18 protein-coding genes are annotated in these 17,939 nt (G+C 67.2%); 9 read left to right on the forward strand and 9 right to left on the reverse strand.

All coding sequences use genetic code 11. The features are described from left to right. Window positions 1-66 precede the first annotated feature (66 nt). Window positions 67-1,599: an ATP-binding cassette domain-containing protein gene (locus ACYU98_RS04605; protein ID WP_460467015.1), complete on the reverse strand. Its 1,533-nt coding sequence runs from the start codon at window positions 1,597-1,599 to the stop codon at window positions 67-69. Window positions 1,600-1,913: 314 nt separating this feature from the next. Here ACYU98_RS04605 and ACYU98_RS04610 point away from each other — a divergent pair, with 314 nt between their 5' ends. Beyond that, window positions 1,914-3,698 (forward strand): long-chain-acyl-CoA synthetase, encoded by a 1,785-nt coding sequence (locus ACYU98_RS04610; RefSeq protein WP_460467016.1) that lies wholly within the window; start codon window positions 1,914-1,916, stop codon window positions 3,696-3,698. Between the two features lie 86 nt (window positions 3,699-3,784). Here ACYU98_RS04610 and ACYU98_RS04615 read toward each other — a convergent pair whose 3' ends face one another. After that, complete coding sequence (locus tag ACYU98_RS04615) at window positions 3,785-4,453, reverse strand: transglycosylase family protein (RefSeq protein WP_460467017.1); 669 nt, start codon at window positions 4,451-4,453, stop codon at window positions 3,785-3,787. 150 nt (window positions 4,454-4,603) lie between these two features. Between ACYU98_RS04615 and ACYU98_RS04620 the strand changes: the two genes are divergently transcribed. Next, window positions 4,604-5,275 (forward strand): response regulator transcription factor, encoded by a 672-nt coding sequence (locus ACYU98_RS04620; RefSeq protein WP_460467018.1) that lies wholly within the window; start codon window positions 4,604-4,606, stop codon window positions 5,273-5,275. A 106-nt stretch (window positions 5,276-5,381) separates the two neighbouring features. On the opposite strand, the gene ACYU98_RS04625 is transcribed toward ACYU98_RS04620, so the two are convergent. The 3 genes from ACYU98_RS04625 to ACYU98_RS04635 form a co-directional block, all read right to left on the reverse strand. After that, window positions 5,382-5,639, reverse strand: a complete 258-nt coding sequence (locus ACYU98_RS04625; protein WP_460467019.1) for a hypothetical protein — start codon at window positions 5,637-5,639, stop codon at window positions 5,382-5,384. A gap of 93 nt (window positions 5,640-5,732) precedes the next feature. After that, complete coding sequence (locus ACYU98_RS04630; RefSeq protein WP_460467020.1) at window positions 5,733-6,956, reverse strand: fatty acid desaturase family protein; 1,224 nt, start codon at window positions 6,954-6,956, stop codon at window positions 5,733-5,735. Window positions 6,957-6,979: 23 nt separating this feature from the next. After that, the gene (locus ACYU98_RS04635) at window positions 6,980-8,035 is read right to left on the reverse strand and encodes a ferredoxin reductase (protein ID WP_460467021.1); all 1,056 of its coding nucleotides are present in this window, start codon (window positions 8,033-8,035) and stop codon (window positions 6,980-6,982) included. Window positions 8,036-8,132: 97 nt separating this feature from the next. Here ACYU98_RS04635 and ACYU98_RS04640 point away from each other — a divergent pair, with 97 nt between their 5' ends. Genes ACYU98_RS04640 through ACYU98_RS04650 form a run of 3 tightly spaced genes read left to right on the forward strand, consistent with a single transcriptional unit; the run spans window position 8,133 to window position 11,089 of the window. Next, complete coding sequence (locus ACYU98_RS04640) at window positions 8,133-9,314, forward strand: PucR family transcriptional regulator (protein ID WP_460467022.1); 1,182 nt, start codon at window positions 8,133-8,135, stop codon at window positions 9,312-9,314. 58 nt (window positions 9,315-9,372) lie between these two features. Next, complete coding sequence (locus ACYU98_RS04645) at window positions 9,373-10,401, forward strand: SGNH/GDSL hydrolase family protein (protein WP_460467023.1); 1,029 nt, start codon at window positions 9,373-9,375, stop codon at window positions 10,399-10,401. A gap of 19 nt (window positions 10,402-10,420) precedes the next feature. After that, window positions 10,421-11,089 carry a histidine phosphatase family protein gene (locus ACYU98_RS04650; protein WP_460467024.1) on the forward strand — a complete coding sequence of 223 codons (669 nt, stop codon included), beginning with the start codon at window positions 10,421-10,423 and terminating at the stop codon, window positions 11,087-11,089. Between the two features lie 36 nt (window positions 11,090-11,125). On the opposite strand, the gene ACYU98_RS04655 is transcribed toward ACYU98_RS04650, so the two are convergent. Next, window positions 11,126-11,422: a hypothetical protein gene (locus tag ACYU98_RS04655; RefSeq protein ID WP_460467025.1), complete on the reverse strand. Its 297-nt coding sequence runs from the start codon at window positions 11,420-11,422 to the stop codon at window positions 11,126-11,128. Here ACYU98_RS04655 and ACYU98_RS04660 point away from each other — a divergent pair. Continuing rightward, complete coding sequence (locus ACYU98_RS04660; protein WP_460467026.1) at window positions 11,403-11,729, forward strand: hypothetical protein; 327 nt, start codon at window positions 11,403-11,405, stop codon at window positions 11,727-11,729. The two genes, ACYU98_RS04655 and ACYU98_RS04660, sit on opposite strands and share 20 nt — an antisense overlap. A gap of 7 nt (window positions 11,730-11,736) precedes the next feature. Here ACYU98_RS04660 and ACYU98_RS04665 read toward each other — a convergent pair whose 3' ends face one another. Beyond that, the gene (locus ACYU98_RS04665; protein ID WP_460467027.1) at window positions 11,737-12,660 is read right to left on the reverse strand and encodes a hypothetical protein; all 924 of its coding nucleotides are present in this window, start codon (window positions 12,658-12,660) and stop codon (window positions 11,737-11,739) included. A gap of 31 nt (window positions 12,661-12,691) precedes the next feature. Here ACYU98_RS04665 and ACYU98_RS04670 point away from each other — a divergent pair, with 31 nt between their 5' ends. From ACYU98_RS04670 to ACYU98_RS04680, 3 genes are read left to right on the forward strand one after another with little or no spacing between them, the layout of a single operon-like run. After that, entirely contained in the window at window positions 12,692-14,371 is a 1,680-nt protein-coding gene (locus tag ACYU98_RS04670) for an FAD-binding dehydrogenase (RefSeq protein WP_460467028.1), read from the forward strand. Between the two features lie 38 nt (window positions 14,372-14,409). Then, complete coding sequence (locus tag ACYU98_RS04675; RefSeq protein ID WP_460467029.1) at window positions 14,410-15,501, forward strand: AI-2E family transporter; 1,092 nt, start codon at window positions 14,410-14,412, stop codon at window positions 15,499-15,501. Beyond that, window positions 15,498-16,001, forward strand: a complete 504-nt coding sequence (locus tag ACYU98_RS04680) for an NUDIX hydrolase (RefSeq protein ID WP_460467030.1) — start codon at window positions 15,498-15,500, stop codon at window positions 15,999-16,001. Before ACYU98_RS04675 ends, ACYU98_RS04680 begins: the two co-directional genes overlap by 4 nt. On the opposite strand, the gene ACYU98_RS04685 is transcribed toward ACYU98_RS04680, so the two are convergent. After that, entirely contained in the window at window positions 15,998-16,627 is a 630-nt protein-coding gene (locus tag ACYU98_RS04685) for a response regulator (protein ID WP_460467031.1), read from the reverse strand. The two genes, ACYU98_RS04680 and ACYU98_RS04685, sit on opposite strands and share 4 nt — an antisense overlap. Next, window positions 16,624-17,823 carry a sensor histidine kinase gene (locus tag ACYU98_RS04690; protein WP_460467032.1) on the reverse strand — a complete coding sequence of 400 codons (1,200 nt, stop codon included), beginning with the start codon at window positions 17,821-17,823 and terminating at the stop codon, window positions 16,624-16,626. The genes ACYU98_RS04685 and ACYU98_RS04690 overlap by 4 nt, the downstream gene beginning before the upstream one ends. Window positions 17,824-17,939 lie beyond the last annotated feature (116 nt).

Here is a 17,939-nt window from a genome sequence, read left to right on the forward strand (position 1 = left end):
GCCGAGGTTTCGACACGCCTCGGCTAGCGCCTCGGCGGCTCAACCGATGGGGTGTACCTCGGCGGCTCAACCGACGGGCGGCTGGAGGTGGTGGGTCGTCCCTTGCCATCGCCCGCGCAGCCACCGATCGTGCGACGCCACGATCACCGTCGGCGCAGCCTCCAGCAGGGCGGCCTCCAACTCCTCGACGAGGCGCAGCGATAGGTGGTTGGTGGGCTCGTCCAACAGGACCAGGTCGGGAAGATCGGCGATCAGCAGGGCTAGCGCGAGCCGCTGCTGCTGACCGAGGCTGAGTTCCCGGATCGGGCGTCGCGCGTCCCGCGGCGGCAGCAGGCCGAGCTCGTCCAGTGACGGCCGCGCGGGGTCATCGCCGTATGCCTGGATCGGAGTGCGCTCCGAGGCCGAGAAACGAATCTCCTGACGTAGGAACCCGATTCGTCGGGATGAGACGTCGACCGAACCCTCGGCTACCACCAGCTCGCCGGCGATCGCGGCCAGCAGGCTCGACTTTCCGCTCCCGTTCGCGCCGGTCAACAGGACATGCTCGCCCGCCGCAATGTCGAGTCGCTCGACCGCGAACCTGCCCGCAGTTCGAGCGTTGCGCACAGCCAGCGACCCCGCGTAATCGGCGGTGAACGCACCCGCGAAGCGCAGCGGTTTCGGTGGTTTCGCGATCAGCGAGCGCTCGACCTCGGCGATCCGCTGCTCGGCGTTGCGTCGCCGTCGACTGACCGTCTGTTGCACCCGCGAACCCTTGAACGCGTGGATGAACTTGTCGCCGTCACGCGGCGGACGATTGTGTGCGACATCGAGGTTGGTTGTTTTGGCGGCCAGCCGGAGCCGGCTCAGTTCCTCCTGTTGCGCCTCGAAATCCTCTTGCCATCGGACCCGAGCCTTGCGCTGTTGCTCGCGGAAGTCGCTGTAGTTGCCGGTATAGGTCCGCCCGCCACGCCCATCCACGCCGAAATGAGTGCGGTCCAGGTCAACGATCGTGGTGCAGACCGCGTCGAGGAACACCCGGTCGTGCGAGGCGGCGACGAGGATCCCGGCCGAGTCGAGCAACTGCTGTTGAAGGAACTCCAACGCCGCATCGTCGAGGTGGTTGGTCGGCTCGTCGAGCAGCAGACAGTCGGGTCGGCGCGCCAAAAGCGCCGCCAACGCGAGCCGCGTCTGCTGGCCGCCGGACAACGATCCCACCGGTTGCGCCGGGTCGATATGTGCCAGACCGAGCGAGGACCCCGCTGCGGCAGCTCGCGCATCCGCGCTCCACGCATCGTGGCGGGTGACCCACGCAAGCTTTTCGTCGTACGCCGCCGCTGCACCCGCCGAGGTGAGGTCGGCGGCGAGCGATTCCAGATCGCGTACGGCGTCATGCAGCGGCGCGAGCGCCGCCGCCAACACCTGCGCGATCGTTGCGTCGGCGCGCAGGCCGGTGTCTTGGGCTAAAAATCCGATGTCGCCCGGCGCCCGGACCGTTCCGCGCGTCGGCGCCTCGATCTCGGCAGCGACCCGCAACAGGGTCGACTTTCCGCAACCGTTCTGCCCGACCAGACCGATGCGCATGCCGGGGGAGGCCGTCAGTTCGATGCCGTCCAGCACCCAGCGACCGTCATAGGTGTGCGAAATATCTTGTAGTTCAAGGGTATTCAAGGGAGTCCTCGGGGAACGAAGGATCCCGCCGGGCAGGGGCCTCGGGCGCGGGACGGTTCGGACTCAGCTCCACATGATGGGTTGAGGCTACGGGGTGGATGGGGTGTGGCGCCACTGAGATCGGGCAGCGGGGGTTTCGACACGCCGCTCGTTCCTCGCGGCGGCTCAACCAACGGAGCCTGCCCGTCGCCCACCGTGCGAGACGCACCTGCGCATCCTACCGGCGGGTAGCAAAGGCGGCTACCCTGGCTGACGGTCCACTTGTGAGGAGAGTCACGTTGAGCATTACCCGCCGCCGAGTCAGTGTCCTGGACGTTACGAAGGGTCTGGTCGGCATGACGCCCGACCTGGGCATGCTGGCTCGCGAAGCCCCTGGTCTCGTCCTGCGCAAACCGTCGCACCGGGCCTCCATCGGTCTGCAGTTCCAGCGGGTCGCCCAGCGCAACCCCGACCGCCCGTTCCTCAAGGGTCGTGACCGGCTCCTGACCTATCGCGAGGCCAACGAACGCGCAAACCAATACGCCGAGGTGTTCGCCGCCCGTGGCGTGCAGCAGGGCGACGTGGTCGGTGTCGACTCCGGCAACGACCTCGAGAGCCTTCTGGTGATCCTCGGCGTCGTGAAGCTCGGCGCGGTGGCCGGCCTGATCAACTACAACCAGAAGGGCGATGTTCTCGCCCACAGCCTCAAGATCCTCGACGCGCGACTGGTCCTGCTCGCCGACAACCTGCAGGACGACTTCGCCACCGCCGGTGACATCGCCGGTCAGCAGCAGGTGCTGACCTACTCCGGGCTCGCTTCCGAAGCCGAGGGCAAGGGCACCGAGAACCCGGCTGTCTGCGCGACCATCGTCGCCAAGGAACGCGCACTGCTGATCTTCACCTCCGGGACCACCGGCATGCCCAAGGCATCGGTGATGACCCACTACCGCTGGCTGAAGTCGTACAGCGGCCTCGGCGCTCTCGGCGTACGCCTGCACCCGAGTGACACGCTCTACTGCTCGCTGCCGCTCTATCACAACAACGCGGTGACGGTCGCGCTCGGCGCGGTGCTGGCCGGAGGTGCGAGCTTCGCTGTCTCGCCGAAGTTCTCGGTGAGCAGGTTCTGGGAGGAGGTGCGCGAGTTCGACGCCACCGCCTTCGTCTACATCGGCGAGCTTTGCCGCTATCTGCTCGCCGCCCCGCCGAAGGACAGCGACCGCGACAACGCGATCCGCGTCATCGTCGGCAACGGCCTGCGCCCGGACATCTGGAAAGACTTCCAGCAGCGGTTCGGCATTGATCGCATCGCCGAGTTCTACGGAGCCTCGGAGTGCAACGTCGCGTTCATCAACGCCTTCAATATCGATGAGACCGCCGGAACCTGCCCGCTGCCCCACAAGGTCGTCGAATACGACCTGGAGACAGGGGATCCGTTGCGCAACGAGCAGGGCAAGCTCACCGCGGTGAAGTCCGGTGAGGTGGGCCTCTTGATCAGCAAGGTCACCGACCGTGCTCCGTTCGACGGCTACACCGACGCTTCGGCCACCGAGAAGAAATTGCTGCGCAATGGATTCAAGAACGGTGACTGTTGGTTCAACACCGGTGACTTGGTGCGCAAGCAGGGTCTGCAGCATGTCTCGTTCGTCGACCGGCTCGGCGACACGTTCCGGTGGAAGGGCGAGAACGTCGCCACGACCGAGGTCGAAGCCGCGCTTGACCGCAGCCCGTTGGTCGAGGACTCCACCGTCTTCGGGGTCGAGGTTCCCGGCTGCGATGGCAAGGCCGGAATGGCTGCTGTGGTGCTCAAGGAAGGCCAGGCCTTCGACGGCAAGGCCCTCGGCGATCACCTCGGCAAGGAATTGCCGACGTACGCCCGCCCGCTGTTCATCCGGATCGTCGATGCACTCGAACACACCTCCACCTTCAAGTCACGCAAGGTCGAATTGCGTGATGCGGGCTTCGCACCCGGTGATGACGAGGTTTATGTCCTGACCGATGGCGACCGCGGCTACGTCGCTTCGTACGACGACTACGCCAGCGAAGTGGCGGCTGGACGACTGCCTCGCTGACCCCCGCAACGAGATAACTGGTCGGGTCCCAGGAAACGCGAAATTTCGCGTGACCTGTGACCCGACCAGTTATTTCAGTGTGCTGACTACTTGGTGGGGCAGTCGGCCTTCGTGGGGGTCTTGGCCTTCGCAGGCTTCTGGTGACCGGACGCGGCGCCCGTCGGTCGCGCGTCCTTCTTCGCCACCTTCAGCGGCGCACCCTTGGCTGGCAGCGGCTTGTTCGCCGGCTTCTCGTTGACTTCTTTCTTCGTGGTCGCGACGGCGGCCCGTGCGGACGAGCGTGAGGTCGTCGAAGCAGCGGTCGAGGCGGTCGACGAAGCAGCCGATGACGAAGAGGACGACGAGGACGAGGTAGAAGTGGTCGACGAACTCGACCCGCCACCGGTCGTCGTGGTCGGCGCCGAGGACAGACTGCCCCAGCACGACTGCGATGCGGCCCAGGGCGCGGTGCCCGAGGAGTTGTAGAGCTCCAGGGCGGCCGCGTCCTGCACCGATTGCGGCGCGTCCTTCGCATGCGAATAGCCGGCCGAGGCAGACAACCCGCGCCAGGTGCTGTCCAGGAACTGGTAGGCGCCGGAGGCGGTGCTGCTCGGGTTCTGCGCGGAGTAATTGTTGCCGCTCTCGCAGTAGCGGATCTTCGTCAGGACCGTCGGCAGCGTGGCGGCGTGGGCCGGCGCGTTCGCGGCGCCTACTCCGACCACGCCAAGGGTGGCGGCGGTGACGACGGCGCGGGTGCGCCAGTTCAAAGCGATCATCGATCGTGTCCTTGCTCTCTTGGGTTCTGGGGACCTTTCGAGGGTGCACCGGTGAACATGTCGGGTTCGTGTCCGTGAGCTGGGACCGCCAACATGCCCGGCAAAGACACCGCACAGGAACCAGATATCGCGGCTGCTTACCGTCACGGAATGCATGTCCTCGTGATCGACCCCGCCGGCACCATCGCACCCCGTCTGGTGCCCTCTTTGCGTGAGGAAGGTCATGACGTTCAGGAGTCCACGGACCCGTGTCTCGCCGCCTGGCGAGTCGAGGTGACCGAGGTCGACGTGGTGGTGTTCTGCACCATGCAACCCACGCTCGGCGACCTTGAACTGGTTGCCGAGATCGGCGGCTCCGACCTGCGTACGCCGATCGTGGTGCTCACCGCGCACGCGCCCGTTCCCGATGTCGTACGGCTGCTCGACGCCGGCGCCGACGACGTTCTGATCAGCCCGACGAGCGGAGCCGAGATTGGAGCTCGGCTGCGGTCGGTGGCACGACGCTCTCGACCGGTGCCGGAAGAGCAACTAGAGGTCGGCACCCTGCGTTTGGTGCCCGACGAGCGTCGGGCCTGGCGCAACGAGATCGAGCTCGAACTGTCTCCCCGGGAGTTCGAACTGCTCGAGTTCTTCATGCGCCACCCGGACCGGTTGCTCTCGCGCAACCTGCTGCTGCACGCACTGTGGGACCTCGCGTACGCCGGCCGCTCGAACGTGGTTGATCAGCAAGTCAGCCACATCCGCGCCAAGATCGATCGGCCGTTCGGGCGGCACGACCTGGAGACCGTACGCGGGCTGGGCTATCGCCTGCGCGCCTCGTGACCTAGACCAAGAAGCCCCTTCGCCGAGGTGACGGCGAAGGGGCTTTTAGGTCAGGCCCGCCCCTCAAGAAGGAGGAGAAGGGGGCGGGTGACCGTTCGTGGGGGCGTCAGCTGCGCCGGGTAAGGCTGCCGCCTGCGTAGGTCAGGCGAATGGCTTGCGCGGTCGTGGCGGTCGGCAGATCGGTCGGCGTGACCGGGGCTGCCGCGGCGGCGACGTTGCGGTAATTGTGCGTGGTGACACCGGCGGCCTGCGCGTCAGCGGCGGGCACCATCGCCACCCCGAGAACGGCGACCGAGACCGCGCTCATCAGGCCGCGAAGGGTGCGGCGACCGGCAGGGGACGAGGAGGCGGCGGTGGTGTTCATGAGGAGAACTCTGGCGGCGCCGGCTATGCGTCTGCTGTGCGACGGCCGTCCGGTCTCCATGGAGTCCGAACGGCCGTCACGAAGCGGGTGGGATCAGCCCAACGCGACCTTCGTACGCCGGTTGCGCGGGCGCAGTTCGCGCAACCGGCTGCGGTCCTCCGGCAGCGACAACTGGCAGATCTTCTTCCACGTCTGGAACAGCTGCTTCGGCAGCGGCCCGGTCGTGTAGTGCAGGCCGTAGCGGGCGCAGATCTCGCGCACCTTCGGGGCGACCTCGATGTAGCGGTTCGAGGGCAGGTCCGGGAACAAGTGGTGTTCGATCTGGTGGCTCAGGTTGCCGGTCATGATGTGGAACAGCGGGCTGCCGCTCAGGTTCGCCGAGCCGAGCATCTGGCGGATATACCAGTCACCACGCGTCTCACCGTCAAGAACGTCCTCGCCGAAGACGTCGACCTCGTCGGGGAAATGGCCGCAGAAGATCACCGAGTGCGCCCACACGTTGCGGGTCATGTTGCCGGCAATCATGCCCAGCAGCGACCACCTGCCCGAGCCGGTCAGCGTCGCGGCCAGCGGGGTGGCGATGTAGTCCTTGAGTACCTGACGCACTGCTTTCGCCTTGAGCGCCTCGACGTCCTCGTCGAACTTCTCGCGCGTCTTCGCGCCGATCTTGACCTGGTCCCATTCGAGGTCGTAGGAAGCGATTCCCCACTCGAACAGCGGCGCCAGGATCAGGTTGACCAGCGGGTTCAACACGTCGCGTCGCTGCCACGGCTGTTCGTCGCTGATCCGCAGGATGTTGTAGCCCACGTCGCGGTCCTTGCCCATCACGTTGGTGTACGTGTGGTGCAGGTCGTTGTGGGTGTGTTGCCAACCGCGCGCCGGGGCGACGAAGTCCCACTCCCAGGTGGTGGAGTGAATGTCCGGGTCGCGCATCCAGTCCCACTGGCCGTGCAGAACGTTGTGGCCGATCTCCATGTTCTCCAGGATTTTGCCCAGGGAGACCCCTGCGATCCCGAGCGCCAGCATCGGCTTGTGCTTGGCGAACACCAGGGAGAGCCGGCCGCCCATGTCGAAGCAGCGGGCGATCTTGATCACCCGGCGGATGTACGCGGCATCGTCGGCGCCGCGCTTGGCCAGCACCTCGTCGCGGATCGCGTCGAGCTCGCGGCCGAGCTCGGCCACCTGCTCGTTGGTGAGGTGAGCCGCCGACGGCGGCCGGTTGGTGCTGCCACCCTCGGTGGGCAGCACTCCGGTGCGCTTCTTGTCGGCGGTGTAGTCGGCCGTACGGCCTTCGACTCGTGAGCCTGTGATGGTCATCGATCTCTCCTTGGGGGTTGGGATCAGATGTCGAGGTGGACTGGGCCCACCGGGGTTGAAATGCAGGTCTGAATGAGCTCGCCCTCGTCGCAACGAACTTCGCCGTCGCGTAGGTCCCGGACCTGGCCGGAGATCAAGGGGATGAGACAACTGCGGCAGATGCCCATCCGGCAGCCGTGGGGCATCAACACTCCGGCTTCCTCGCCGAGTTCGAGCAGCGTGGTCGTTCCGTCGGTGCTGATCTCCTTGTCTGAGCGACCGAACACGACCGATCCGCCGACCGTGTCGGGTGACACGAGCTCAGCGGCAGCAAAGCGTTCGACCGAGAGCCCATCGGGCAGGCCGGCGGACTTCCACAGCGTCTCGGCCGCGTCGAGCAACGGCGCCGGACCACAGACGTAGGCCTTGCGGGAGCGCCAGTCGGGGCACAAACGGTCCAGTGTGGCCGGGTCGGCGAAGTCGATGCGGCCGTCGGTCGCGGTCAACCGGCGTACGACGTGGAAACCTTCGTGGTCGTGTTCCCACTGGCGCAGTTCGTCGGTGAACAGCGACTCGGCCTCGGTCCGCGCCGAGTGAATCAACACCACATCGGCGTCGCGGCGTCGCGGCAGCAGGGTGCGCAGCATCGACATCACCGGGGTGATGCCGCTGCCGGCCGTGATCATCAGCAGCGGTCGCGGACCGGTCGGCAACACGAAGTCGCCCTGCGGCGGCGCGAGGAACAGCAGATCGCCGCGGCGGGTGTGTTCGACCAGGTAGGTGGAGACGCGGCCGATCGCGGTGACGGTGATCGCCGGGTCGTCACCCTCGGCGGCCGATAACGAGTAGGAGCGCCATTGCCGTACGCCGTCGATCTCGACGCCGATTCGGGCGTATTGCCCGGCGAGGTGCGGTTCCCAGTCCTTGCCTGTTCGGAAGGCGATGGTCGCCGACCGGTGGCCGTGACGGGTCACCGAGGTGACCACCCCACGCAGCTGTCGCGCGGACGCAAGCGGGTTGAACACCTGAAAGTAGTCCTGCGGGCTGAGCGGGGAGGTGAATGCGGTGGCAACGCGATTGACAGCCGAACGAACTCCCATGGCTCCAGTGTGATTGGCGCAGGCAGCGCAAGTGGTGAGTTGGTGGGTAGAATTTTGTCATCCGTTTTGTGCTGCGACAACAAATCAGGTGAGGATTGTGGCGACTGAGGTTGAATTAGGTCCGCGTTACCCCTGGGCCGACCTCCCGGAGGACGTGCGGACCGTCTTCGGTGAGGTGTTGCCCGACGTCGTCGAGGCGATCGTGCGCCGCATTCCGCAGGAAGTCGCTGAATACGCTCGTCCGTTGGAAGGCGCGTTCGGAGCCGCCGTACGCCGTGGGGTTGAGACCGCGATGCGCCGCCTGTTCGTGGAGTTGCCTGGGCGCGACGAACCGGCCTTCACCCCGGAGACCCGCGCGATCTATCGCGCACTTGGCATCGGTGAGGCCCGCACCGGTCGATCGCTCGAGGCCCTGCTGGCGGCGTATCGATTGGGCGCCCGGATGACCTTCCGGATGGTCGCCGAACGCGCTCTGGCCACCGGTCTTGAGCCGGCGCGCCTGCTCGCGCTGGGGGAGTCGATCTTCGTCTACATCGATGAGGTGTCGGCCGCCAGCATCGAGGGCTACGCCGACGAGCAGTCCCGTCAGGTGGGGGAGCGCGATCGCGCCCGACAAGCACTGCTCAACGTGTTGCTCTCCGGCCACTCCGACCTGGCCGAGGTGCGCCGGCTCACCGTTCACGCTGGATGGAAACTGCCGGATGTCCTCTGTGTGGTGGTGATCCCGCTGGACCGGTCTGAGGGATTGCGGATGCGTCTAGGCGAACGGGCCCTTGCCTCGGCGCGCGGCGGCCAGGCGATCGCGTTGGTCCCGGCCCCCTCGACTGCGGCCCAGCGGCGTTCGTTGGAAGCGCGGTTGGAAGGTCGATCGGCATGGATCGGGCCGCCCCGACCCTGGCAGCAGGTCGTCGAGTCGTGGCAGGCCACGCTTCAGGCGCTCGCGCTGCCGGCGGTGGAGCAACCGCGCTGGGTGGTCGACCACACCGTCGGCGTGGTCCTCGCGGCCCAGCGCACCTTGATCGACGACCTTGCCGCGCGTCGCCTTGCCCCACTGGCTGATCTCGCTGACCCCGCGCGAGAGCGCCTGCTCGACACCCTCGAGTCCTGGCTGCGGTGGCGCGGCGAGCGGCGCCGAGTCGCCCAGGAGTTGCACGTCCACCCACAAACTGTGGGGTATCGGCTAGGACAGTTGCGAGAGCTGTTTGGCGCCGACCTGGAAGATCCGGACGCTCGGTTCGAACTGGAGTTGGTGCTGCGCTCGCGCCGGCTGATTTCTTGACCAAGTCCTGAACAATGGTGTCTATCGCCCCACCCGCCCCCGCGGCCAAGGTGATGTCATGGGAACAACAGGGCGCAAAGGCGCAATCGGGGCGGCCGTCATCGCCGCCGGAACTCTCGTGGTGGCACCAGTGAGCGCAGCAAGCAATTCGTATGTCGCACTCGGCGACTCGTATTCGGCCGGTGTCGGCTCGAAAGCGAGCAACGGCACCTCCTGTTACCGCTCGACCTACGGATACCCGGCCCTGCTCGCCGCCGCCAAGGGGTTGGCGTTGAGCTACCAGGCGTGTTCGGGCGCAACGACCGCCGACGTCGTGAACAACCAGATCGGCGCCCTGAGTTCCACGACCGCCTACGTCACGATCACGATCGGTGGCAACGACCTCGGATTCGCCGATGTGTTGACCGAATGTGCACAGCCGGCCTGGATGTCCGACTGCAGCGGCGCGATCGCGACCGGCCGATCGGTGCTGACCGGCCAGCTGCCGGCGCGCTACGACAGCCTCTTCACCGCGATCCGCAGCAAGGCGCCGAATGCGCGGGTGGTTGTCGCGACGTACCCCCGCATTTTCAATGGCGAGGACTGCAATGCGTTCACCTGGTTCTCCCCGGGCGAAGAGACCTCGCTCAACACCGCCACCGACGATCTCGACAGTTTGGTGCTGACCAAGGCGAAGGACCACGGCTTCCAAACTGTCGACGTACGGTCGCCGTTCAACACCCACCGCGTGTGTGACTCGGTCGAGTGGATCAACGGTCTGTCGAACCCGATCGTCGAGTCCTACCACCCGAACCGCACCGGCCACGCGGCCTACGCCTCGGCGATCAGCCCGGTGCTGCTCGGCTCGACCTTCAAAGCAGCGGCCGTCGCCCCGCAACGGGTCCAGCCGGCTGCAGCTCCAGAGCCACAGGTCGACCTGATGTCGCCGGCGTCAGTCGCCGGCGCGAAGAAGGTCGGTATCGCGCTCAGCGAACTGCAGCGACTCAACACCGAGTTGCACTCCGGCGACGCGCATCGGATGCAGGCCGCTGCGACCCGAGTGGCCCAGCTCGACAAGATGGCGATGGTGAAGCTGGGCCGCCGATGACGGTAGGCACAATGGCTGCATGCGCCTGATCCTCGTACGCCATGGAGAGACCCCCGCGAACGTCGCTGGTTCGCTCGACACGACCCTGCCGGGACCCGGTCTGACCGACACGGGTCGCGAGCAAGCAGCCGCCGTGCCGGCGGCATTGGCCGCGGAGGGCATCGATGCGGTGTTTGTGAGCCGCGCGGTCCGCACCCATGAGACGGCGGCGCCCCTGGTGTCCGCGCTCGGTCTGGCGCCGACCGTGCTCGATGGCGCCCACGAGGTCCAGGCCGGCGATCTGGAGAAGAAGACCGACGCCGACAGCGTGCACACCTACCTGACGACGATGGCTCAGTGGACCGGCGGCAACCTCGACCTCGCGGTGCCCGGCGGCGAGACCGGGGCGCAGGCGTTGGGCCGGTTCGACGAGAGCGTACGGGTGATCGAGGCCACAGGTGCGCGGACGGCGGTGCTGTTCAGTCACGGCGCGATGATCCGTCTCTGGGCGAGCGCGCGATGCGCGAACGTGCGCGACGGAGGGTTCCACAAGGACGCGTTGCCCAACACCGGAATCGTTGTGCTGCAAGGAAGCTCGTCCGGTGAATGGACGGCTGTTCGGTGGCTCGACCACGCGCTGGCCGGTTCCGGACCGGACGATCCGGATCCCTACGACGGACCGACCGGGCAGCCGTTCGAGCAGTCCTGAGCCGATTCGTCGATTTGGAACGGCACGGCCAGTCGGTCATGGTGGAGCGATGAACAAGCTTGCCCGAACCCCGCGCTGGGGCGCTGCTGCTGCCTTGGTGGCCGCCAGCGCCGTGGCCCTGACCGGCTGCTCCGGATCGTCTGACAAGACCGCCGCCAGCACCTCGACCAGCACCTCGACCAGCACCGCTGCCGCGACCTCGTCGTCGAGCGCCGCGACGTCGTCGACCAGTTCCTCCAGCACTACGAGTCCGTCGACGACCTCGACGCCCAGCAGCCCGACCACCAGTTCCACGCCGCCGGCCGCGCCCAAGGTGAACCCGAACCTGGTCACCGCCTGTGTCAGCGCGAACGGTCGCTCCAACACCGCGGTCACCAGCTGGAACACAGCGGTCAAGTCGCAGAAGTCCGCCGACCTCGACAGTGCGGCGCGCAATTTCTCCTCGACCGCGACCTACCTGCGGACGTTGACCGCCAAGCCCGCCGACAAGACGTTCACCTCGTTGATCGGTGGCGTCGCCAAGGACTTCGACGCGATGGCGAAGGCCCGGACCGACAAGAAGTCGGTGTCGACGACGCAGTACAACACCGACGCGACCAAGCTGCGCACCTACTGCCAGAACAAGATTCAGGCCGGCTGACGCAGACTTACGCCTCGCGCGCCCGGTCCAGCAGGTCTTCGGCCAGCTGCCGGGCGCGCGTCGTTTGAGCGGCGTGGTCCTTCGCCGCGGCAAGGGCCGCGCGCGCCGCGTCGACCGCGGCCAATGCCTCGCGCTCGGCGGTGACGGCCGCATCCACCAGTTCGTACAGAGCTTCGGGGTCGTTGGTCGGTTGAGCCCCAGGAACTGCAGAGACTGGCGACGGCGCTGCTGCCGCAGGCGGCTCGGGTTCTGACTCAACCGGTTTCGCCTTTGCTGCCGCGTCTGGTTTTTTCGCGGCCGGCTTTCGATCAGCCGGCTTCGGCTCGGGCTTTGCTGACACGACGGGCGTCGCTTCGACCGGTTTGGCTTCAACCGATCGGCGCACCTTGTTCTTCTCCCGCTCGGCCAGCTCCTGCAGCCGCGCATCCTGCAGTTCACGCAGCGGAACGGCGACGGCGTCAGACACCTCGACTTCGCCGAAACCGCTGTAGGACAACGGATTCACCAGGTGTCCGCTGGTCACGGCGGCCTCCGCCTGTTCGTCAGCGAGCGCCGCAATGAGCGTGTCAGCCAACTGCTCGCGTACGGCGGCAGTCGGCTCGCCCATCCGCCCGACGAGGTCGTCGACGAGGGCGGAGCGCTCCTTCGCCAGACCCTTCAATGCGCCGGTGTCCATGGCGGACTGCGCGGCGCGCATCCGTTCGCCGAGGTCACTGAGCTCGGGGATGGCTGGCGGCTCGCTCTCGCGGGCCAGGTCGTTGATCAGCGCGGCCGCGACGGTCGGCTTGCGCAGCCCGGCGACCGTCGCAGCCGTCTCCTTCTCGCCAGCCGATCGCAGGTCGGCGGCCAGCTTCTTGCGCAGCGCAATGAACCCGGCGGGTTCGGCGGCGTAGAGCTGGTCCATCGCTGATTTCAGAGCGTCGGCCGACATGACCCCATTGTGGCGGCTAGCGTCGGGGACCATGGACGCGGATGTCATCGTTGTTGGAGCCGGGCTCGCAGGTTTGGTCGCTACTGGAGAGCTCGTGGCGGCTGGGCGCAAGGTGTTGGTGATCGACCAAGAGAACGAGGCCAATCTCGGTGGCCAGGCATGGTGGTCATTCGGCGGAATCTTCTTGATTGATTCACCGGAGCAGCGCCGGATGGGGGTCAAGGACAGCCTCGATCTGGCCTGGCAGGACTGGCAGGGCAGCGCCCAGTGGGACCGCCTGAGCGATGACAAGGACGAGGACCACTGGGCCAAACAGTGGGGCCGCGCCTACGTCGAATTCGCCGCCACCATCAAGCGTGAGTACCTCACCAGCCGCGGGGTGAAATTCACGCCGCTGGTCGGCTGGGCCGAGCGCGGCGACGGGCGTGCGCTGGGTCATGGCAACTCGGTGCCCCGCTTCCACGTTCCGTGGGGCACTGGAACAGGCATCGCGGCGCCCTTCATCGACGCGGCCCGCGCCGGCGCCGCCAAGGGGCTGGTCACCTTCGCTTTCCGGCACCGTGTCGATGAGTTGATCGTCGAGAACGGCGCGGTCACCGGCGTACGCGGTCGGCAGCTGGCGCCGTCCGACACCGCCCGCGGCGAGGCCAGCAACCGCGACGAGGTCGCCGATTTCGAGCTGCGCGCGCAGGCCGTGGTGGTGTCCTCGGGTGGCATCGGCGGTAATCACGACCTGGTCCGCAAGTTCTGGCCGGACCACCTCGGGACCCCGCCGCGGGAGATGCTCACCGGGGTGCCGGCCTACGTCGACGGCCGGATGATCGACATCACCGAGCGGGCCGGCGGGCGGCTGGTGAACCGCGACCGGATGTGGCATTACGTCGAGGGGATCCGCAACTGGGACCCGATCTGGCCGAACCACGCCATCCGCATTTTGGCCGCACCGTCCACCCTGTGGTTCGACGCGCTGGGCCGGCAGTTGCCCGCGCCGTTCTTCCCGTCGTACGACACGATCGGCACCCTGCGCCACCTGCGCACGGCCCCGGATCTGGCGGCCCACGACCACTCCTGGTTTGTGTTGAACTCCGCCATCATCGCCAAGGAGTTCGCGCTGTCCGGCTCCGAGCAGAACCTCGATCTGACCGAGAAGGACGTCAAGGCGACGCTTCGGTCGCGGCTGTCGAAGTCCGCGCCGCGCGAGGTGCAGGCGTTCGTCGACAAGGGTGCCGACTTCGTGACCGCGCCGGATGTCCAGACCCTGGTTCGGCGGATGAATGCGCTGACCGACCAGCCGTTGCTCGATGCCGACTTGATCGAACGGCAGATCGTCGCGCGCGATCGGGAGGTCGCGAACGGCTACACCAAGGACTTCGCGGTCGCCGCGATCAACAACGCCAGGCGTTACCGCGGTGACCGGCTTGGCCGGGTCGTCGCGCCGCATCCGATCCTGGATCCGAAACATGGTCCGTTGATCGGCGTGAAACTGCACGTGTTGACCCGCAAGACCCTCGGCGGCATCCAGACCGACCTCGACTCGCGCGTGTTGGACGGCGCGGGCGCCCCGATCCCGGGCCTGTACGCGGCCGGCGAGGCCGCCGGGTTCGGCGGTGGTGGGGTGCATGGCAAGAACGCGCTCGAGGGCACTTTTCTGGGCAATTGCATCTTCTCCGGTCGGGCGGCCGGCCTGGCGTTGGCGCGCGACCTTGCCTGACGTCCCTCGCACGATGAGCAGAGTGGGAAGCTTGCCCGGTGAGTGATCGATCAGGTCGACCCAAGCGGGCATTCGACGATGTCTCGTTCGGGGTGCAGGTCGCGGCGTGGTGGTCGCTCTGCTTCCTGGCGATCGTCGCTGGGCTGGTCACTTTGCTATGGCTGCTGAACGAGATCGCGCTGGTCACGGTGACCGTCGCCATCGCCATCATGATCACCGCGTTGATGCAGCCACTGGTCGCGTTGCTGACCAGACATCGGGTCCCGCGCGTCTTAGCGGTGCTGATCGTCTTCCTCGGCGGCATCGCCCTGCTGAGCTATCTCACTTGGTTCGTGATCTCCCAGATCGCGTATTCCAAGGACTCGCTGTTCAACCAGCTCGACGGGGCGCTCGCCTCGATTCGCGACTGGCTGATCCACGGCCCGTTGAAGATGACCCCCAAACAGGCGGACCGTTACACCGTCGACCTCGGCGAGACGCTGCAGACACACAACAGCGACATCGCCTCGACCGCGGTGGACCGCGCGACCGGCGCGATCGGCATCCTGTCCGGTGGTGTCTTCAGCCTGTTCGCCACGATGTTCATGCTGTTCGACAACGGTCGGATGTGGCGCTGGGTGGTCAGCTTCTTCCCCGACCACATCCACAATCACGTCCGCGAAGCGGGCGAGGCTGGTTGGCGGACACTGACCGCGTACATGCGCTCCTTGGTGTTGCTGGCCGCGATCAATGCGCTCGCGATGGTGCCGGTGATGATGGCGGCCAACGTTCCGCTGGTGATCCCGCTCGCGGTGCTGCTCTTCCTCGGCTCGTTGGTGCCGTTGATCGGGGTGCTGGTGGCCGGCGCCGTAGTCTGCCTGATCGCGTTCGTCAGTCAGGGCCTTGCGACGGCAATCGTCGTGGCGGTCGCGTTGGTCTTGATCGTGCAGCTGTTCGGCAACCTGCTGAACCCCATCATTTTGGGTAAAGCGGTCGACATTCATCCCCTGGCGATCCTGGTCTGCGTCACCGCGGGCACCCTGCTGGCCGGGGTGTTCGGGGCGTTCATCGCGGTGCCGCTGGTTGCGGTGATCAACAACGCCGCCAAGGCGGTGCGCAGCCATCACGCGTCTCGAACGGTTGAAGCGTGAGCCACGACCGACCGGGCGTGCTGCGGCGGGCAACCTTCCGCCTCTACCGCAACCTGCCGCCCGCGCTGACCCAGCGGGTCATTCACACCTTCACCCCGACGTACGCCGTCGGCGCCGTCGCGCTGATCGAGCACGACGGGAAGGTGCTCGGACTGCGGCAGCGACACCGCACGGGCTACTCGCTGCCGGGCGGTCTGATGGACCGGGGCGAACACCCCGCCGATGCGGTGATCCGCGAGGTCGCCGAAGAGACCGGGATCCGGATCGATCCCGGCGATGAGGTCGCGGTCGTCTTCGATCCGGAGGTGCACCACTGCGACGTGATCTTCCGCGTCATCTGTGACGTGCGGCCCGAGGTGCGTCCGGCCAGCGAAGCGATGTCGTTCGCCTGGCTGGATCTGGCCAGCTGGCCCGATCCGGACTACGCGACCAGTCGCATCCTGGCGTCCTATGCGAGCCGACCGGATCCGCGGCGGGTGGGTCGCCTGCTGGCCGACTAGTCGCGCAGCAGTCCTAGCTCGCGCGCTCGCGAGACCGCGCCGGTGCGCGAGTCCACCCCGAGCTTGCCGAAGACGTGCACCAGATGGGTCTTCACCGTCGCCTCGCTGAGGAACAGGTCGCGCGCGACGTCGCGGTTCGTACGCCCCGACGCGACCAGCCGCAGCACCTCCAGTTCGCGGGCGCTGAGGGTGGGGGCAGGGCGGCGCATCCGCGCCAGCAGCTTGTCGGCGATCACCGGCGCAAGCACCGTCTCGCCCCGCGCCGCGCGGTGCACGGCATCGACGAGGTCCTGCGCTGGAGCGTCCTTGAGCAGGTAACCGGCCGCACCGGCTTCGACCGCGCGCAAGATGTCGCTGTCCGTGTCGTACGTCGTCAGGATCAGCACCCGCGGCGGGTGCGGCAGCGACAGGATCAGCTCGGTGGCGGCCACGCCGTCCATTCCCGGGCCCATCTGCAGGTCCATCAACACCACGTCGACGTTCTGCTCGGCTGCCAACTGCACCCCGTCCTGGCCGGTCGCGGCCTCGGCGACGACATGGATCCCGGAAGCCTCGAGCAGCATCCGAAGGCCGGTGCGTACGACGGGGTGGTCGTCGACCAGCAAAACCCGGGTGGGCTCGATCATTGGCTCCCTCCGAGCGGCAGGCGCGCGTGGATGCTGGTGCCCTCACCCGGGGTTGACTCAACGATGGCTTCGCCACCACTCGCGGCAGCCCGTTCGCGGATCGCCCGGAGCCCGAATCCGCCTGCGGTACTGGGGATCACCGGTGCGGCGGTATCGAAGCCGATGCCGTCGTCGGTGACGTCGAGGGTGATGTCGGTGTCACCGAAGTCGAGGGTCAGGACCACCCGGCCAGCGGCGGCGTGTTGCCGGGCGTTCGACAGCGCACCCTGGGCGATGCGTAGCAGCGCGGCCTCGATTGCGGTCGGCAGCGCGCGTTCGGCGCCGTCGATCACCAACTCGACGCGTGGCGTATCTCCTTGCCGGTCAACCAGCCGGCGCAACGCCGCGCTGAGGGGGGACTGCTCCAGGTCGGTGGGGGTGAGGGCGTGGACGACCGTACGGGCGTCGGCCAGGCCAGTGGCCGCGGTCGCCTCGATCCGGCGTACGACGTCGGTCAAGCGGTCAGGCTCGCCGGCGAGCCCGGCACGGGAGAGCAGCACGATGCTGGAGAAGCCCTGGGCGAGGGTGTCGTGGACGTCGCGGGCGAGCCTGGCGCGCTCGGCGAGCACTCCGGCTTCGCGCTGCGCCCCGGCGAGAGCGTCGTTGGTAGCGACCAGATCCTCTTGCGCCGCAACGAGTTCGGCGTTGAGTCGGCGTCGTCGTTCGTTTTCGCGGCGCAACTGGGCGTAGATCCAGGAGATGCCGACCGCGACGATCGCGCCGAGCGTCGGGCCGAGGATGGAGGGCACCGTCGCCGTTCCGGGCCGCGCGATCTGGGCGAGGATCACCACCAGGGTTCCGATCGCGACCGCGACCAGCGCTGGGATGCGAGGCAGAACATGCAGCGCAAGGAAGAAGAGCGCGAACGCCACCCAAGAGAGTTCGGCGCTGAGCGTGACCAGGCCGACCCAGCCGGCGAAGAGCACCGCGAACCACACCGGTCCGCCGCGGCCACCGGGATGAACTCGGGCGAGCATCGCCCCGGCGAGATACCAGGCGAGCAGGCCGACGCAACCAGCGACGAACAAGGCTGGATGAGCGGTGTCCAGCGCCCCTCGTACGGTCCCGATCACCATCAGCACGACGAACAGCCCGTGCATCGCGAACTGGAGGGAACGCAGCACGGGGTTCTCGGTGGTGACGTGGTTGTCGAGCATCACCGCCGACGGTAGGGGATCGGCGTCGATTGCGCCTCCCGGCGGGGTCCATCGAACGGTTGATCCGCGGTCCAACCCTTCGCCCGATGTGCTTCCGGCCCGCTGCGGATGTACTG

The organism is Calidifontibacter terrae (genome assembly GCF_054778835.1).

Excerpts from the sequence above, each read along its gene's own strand:
- ACYU98_RS04615 (WP_460467017.1), bottom strand. The coding sequence starts at position 4,453 with ATGATCGCTTTGAACTGGCGCACCCGCGCCGTCGTCACCGCCGCCACC.
- ACYU98_RS04670 (WP_460467028.1), top strand. The coding sequence starts at position 12,692 with ATGGACGCGGATGTCATCGTTGTTGGAGCCGGGCTCGCAGGTTTGGTC.
- ACYU98_RS04635 (WP_460467021.1), bottom strand. The coding sequence starts at position 8,035 with ATGGGAGTTCGTTCGGCTGTCAATCGCGTTGCCACCGCATTCACCTCC.
- ACYU98_RS04625 (WP_460467019.1), bottom strand. The coding sequence starts at position 5,639 with ATGAACACCACCGCCGCCTCCTCGTCCCCTGCCGGTCGCCGCACCCTT.
- ACYU98_RS04645 (WP_460467023.1), top strand. The coding sequence starts at position 9,373 with ATGGGAACAACAGGGCGCAAAGGCGCAATCGGGGCGGCCGTCATCGCC.
- ACYU98_RS04685 (WP_460467031.1), bottom strand. The coding sequence starts at position 16,627 with ATGATCGAGCCCACCCGGGTTTTGCTGGTCGACGACCACCCCGTCGTA.
- ACYU98_RS04690 (WP_460467032.1), bottom strand. The coding sequence starts at position 17,823 with ATGCTCGACAACCACGTCACCACCGAGAACCCCGTGCTGCGTTCCCTC.
- ACYU98_RS04620 (WP_460467018.1), top strand. The coding sequence starts at position 4,604 with ATGCATGTCCTCGTGATCGACCCCGCCGGCACCATCGCACCCCGTCTG.
- ACYU98_RS04630 (WP_460467020.1), bottom strand. The coding sequence starts at position 6,956 with ATGACCATCACAGGCTCACGAGTCGAAGGCCGTACGGCCGACTACACC.
- ACYU98_RS04650 (WP_460467024.1), top strand. The coding sequence starts at position 10,421 with ATGCGCCTGATCCTCGTACGCCATGGAGAGACCCCCGCGAACGTCGCT.
- ACYU98_RS04665 (WP_460467027.1), bottom strand. The coding sequence starts at position 12,660 with ATGTCGGCCGACGCTCTGAAATCAGCGATGGACCAGCTCTACGCCGCC.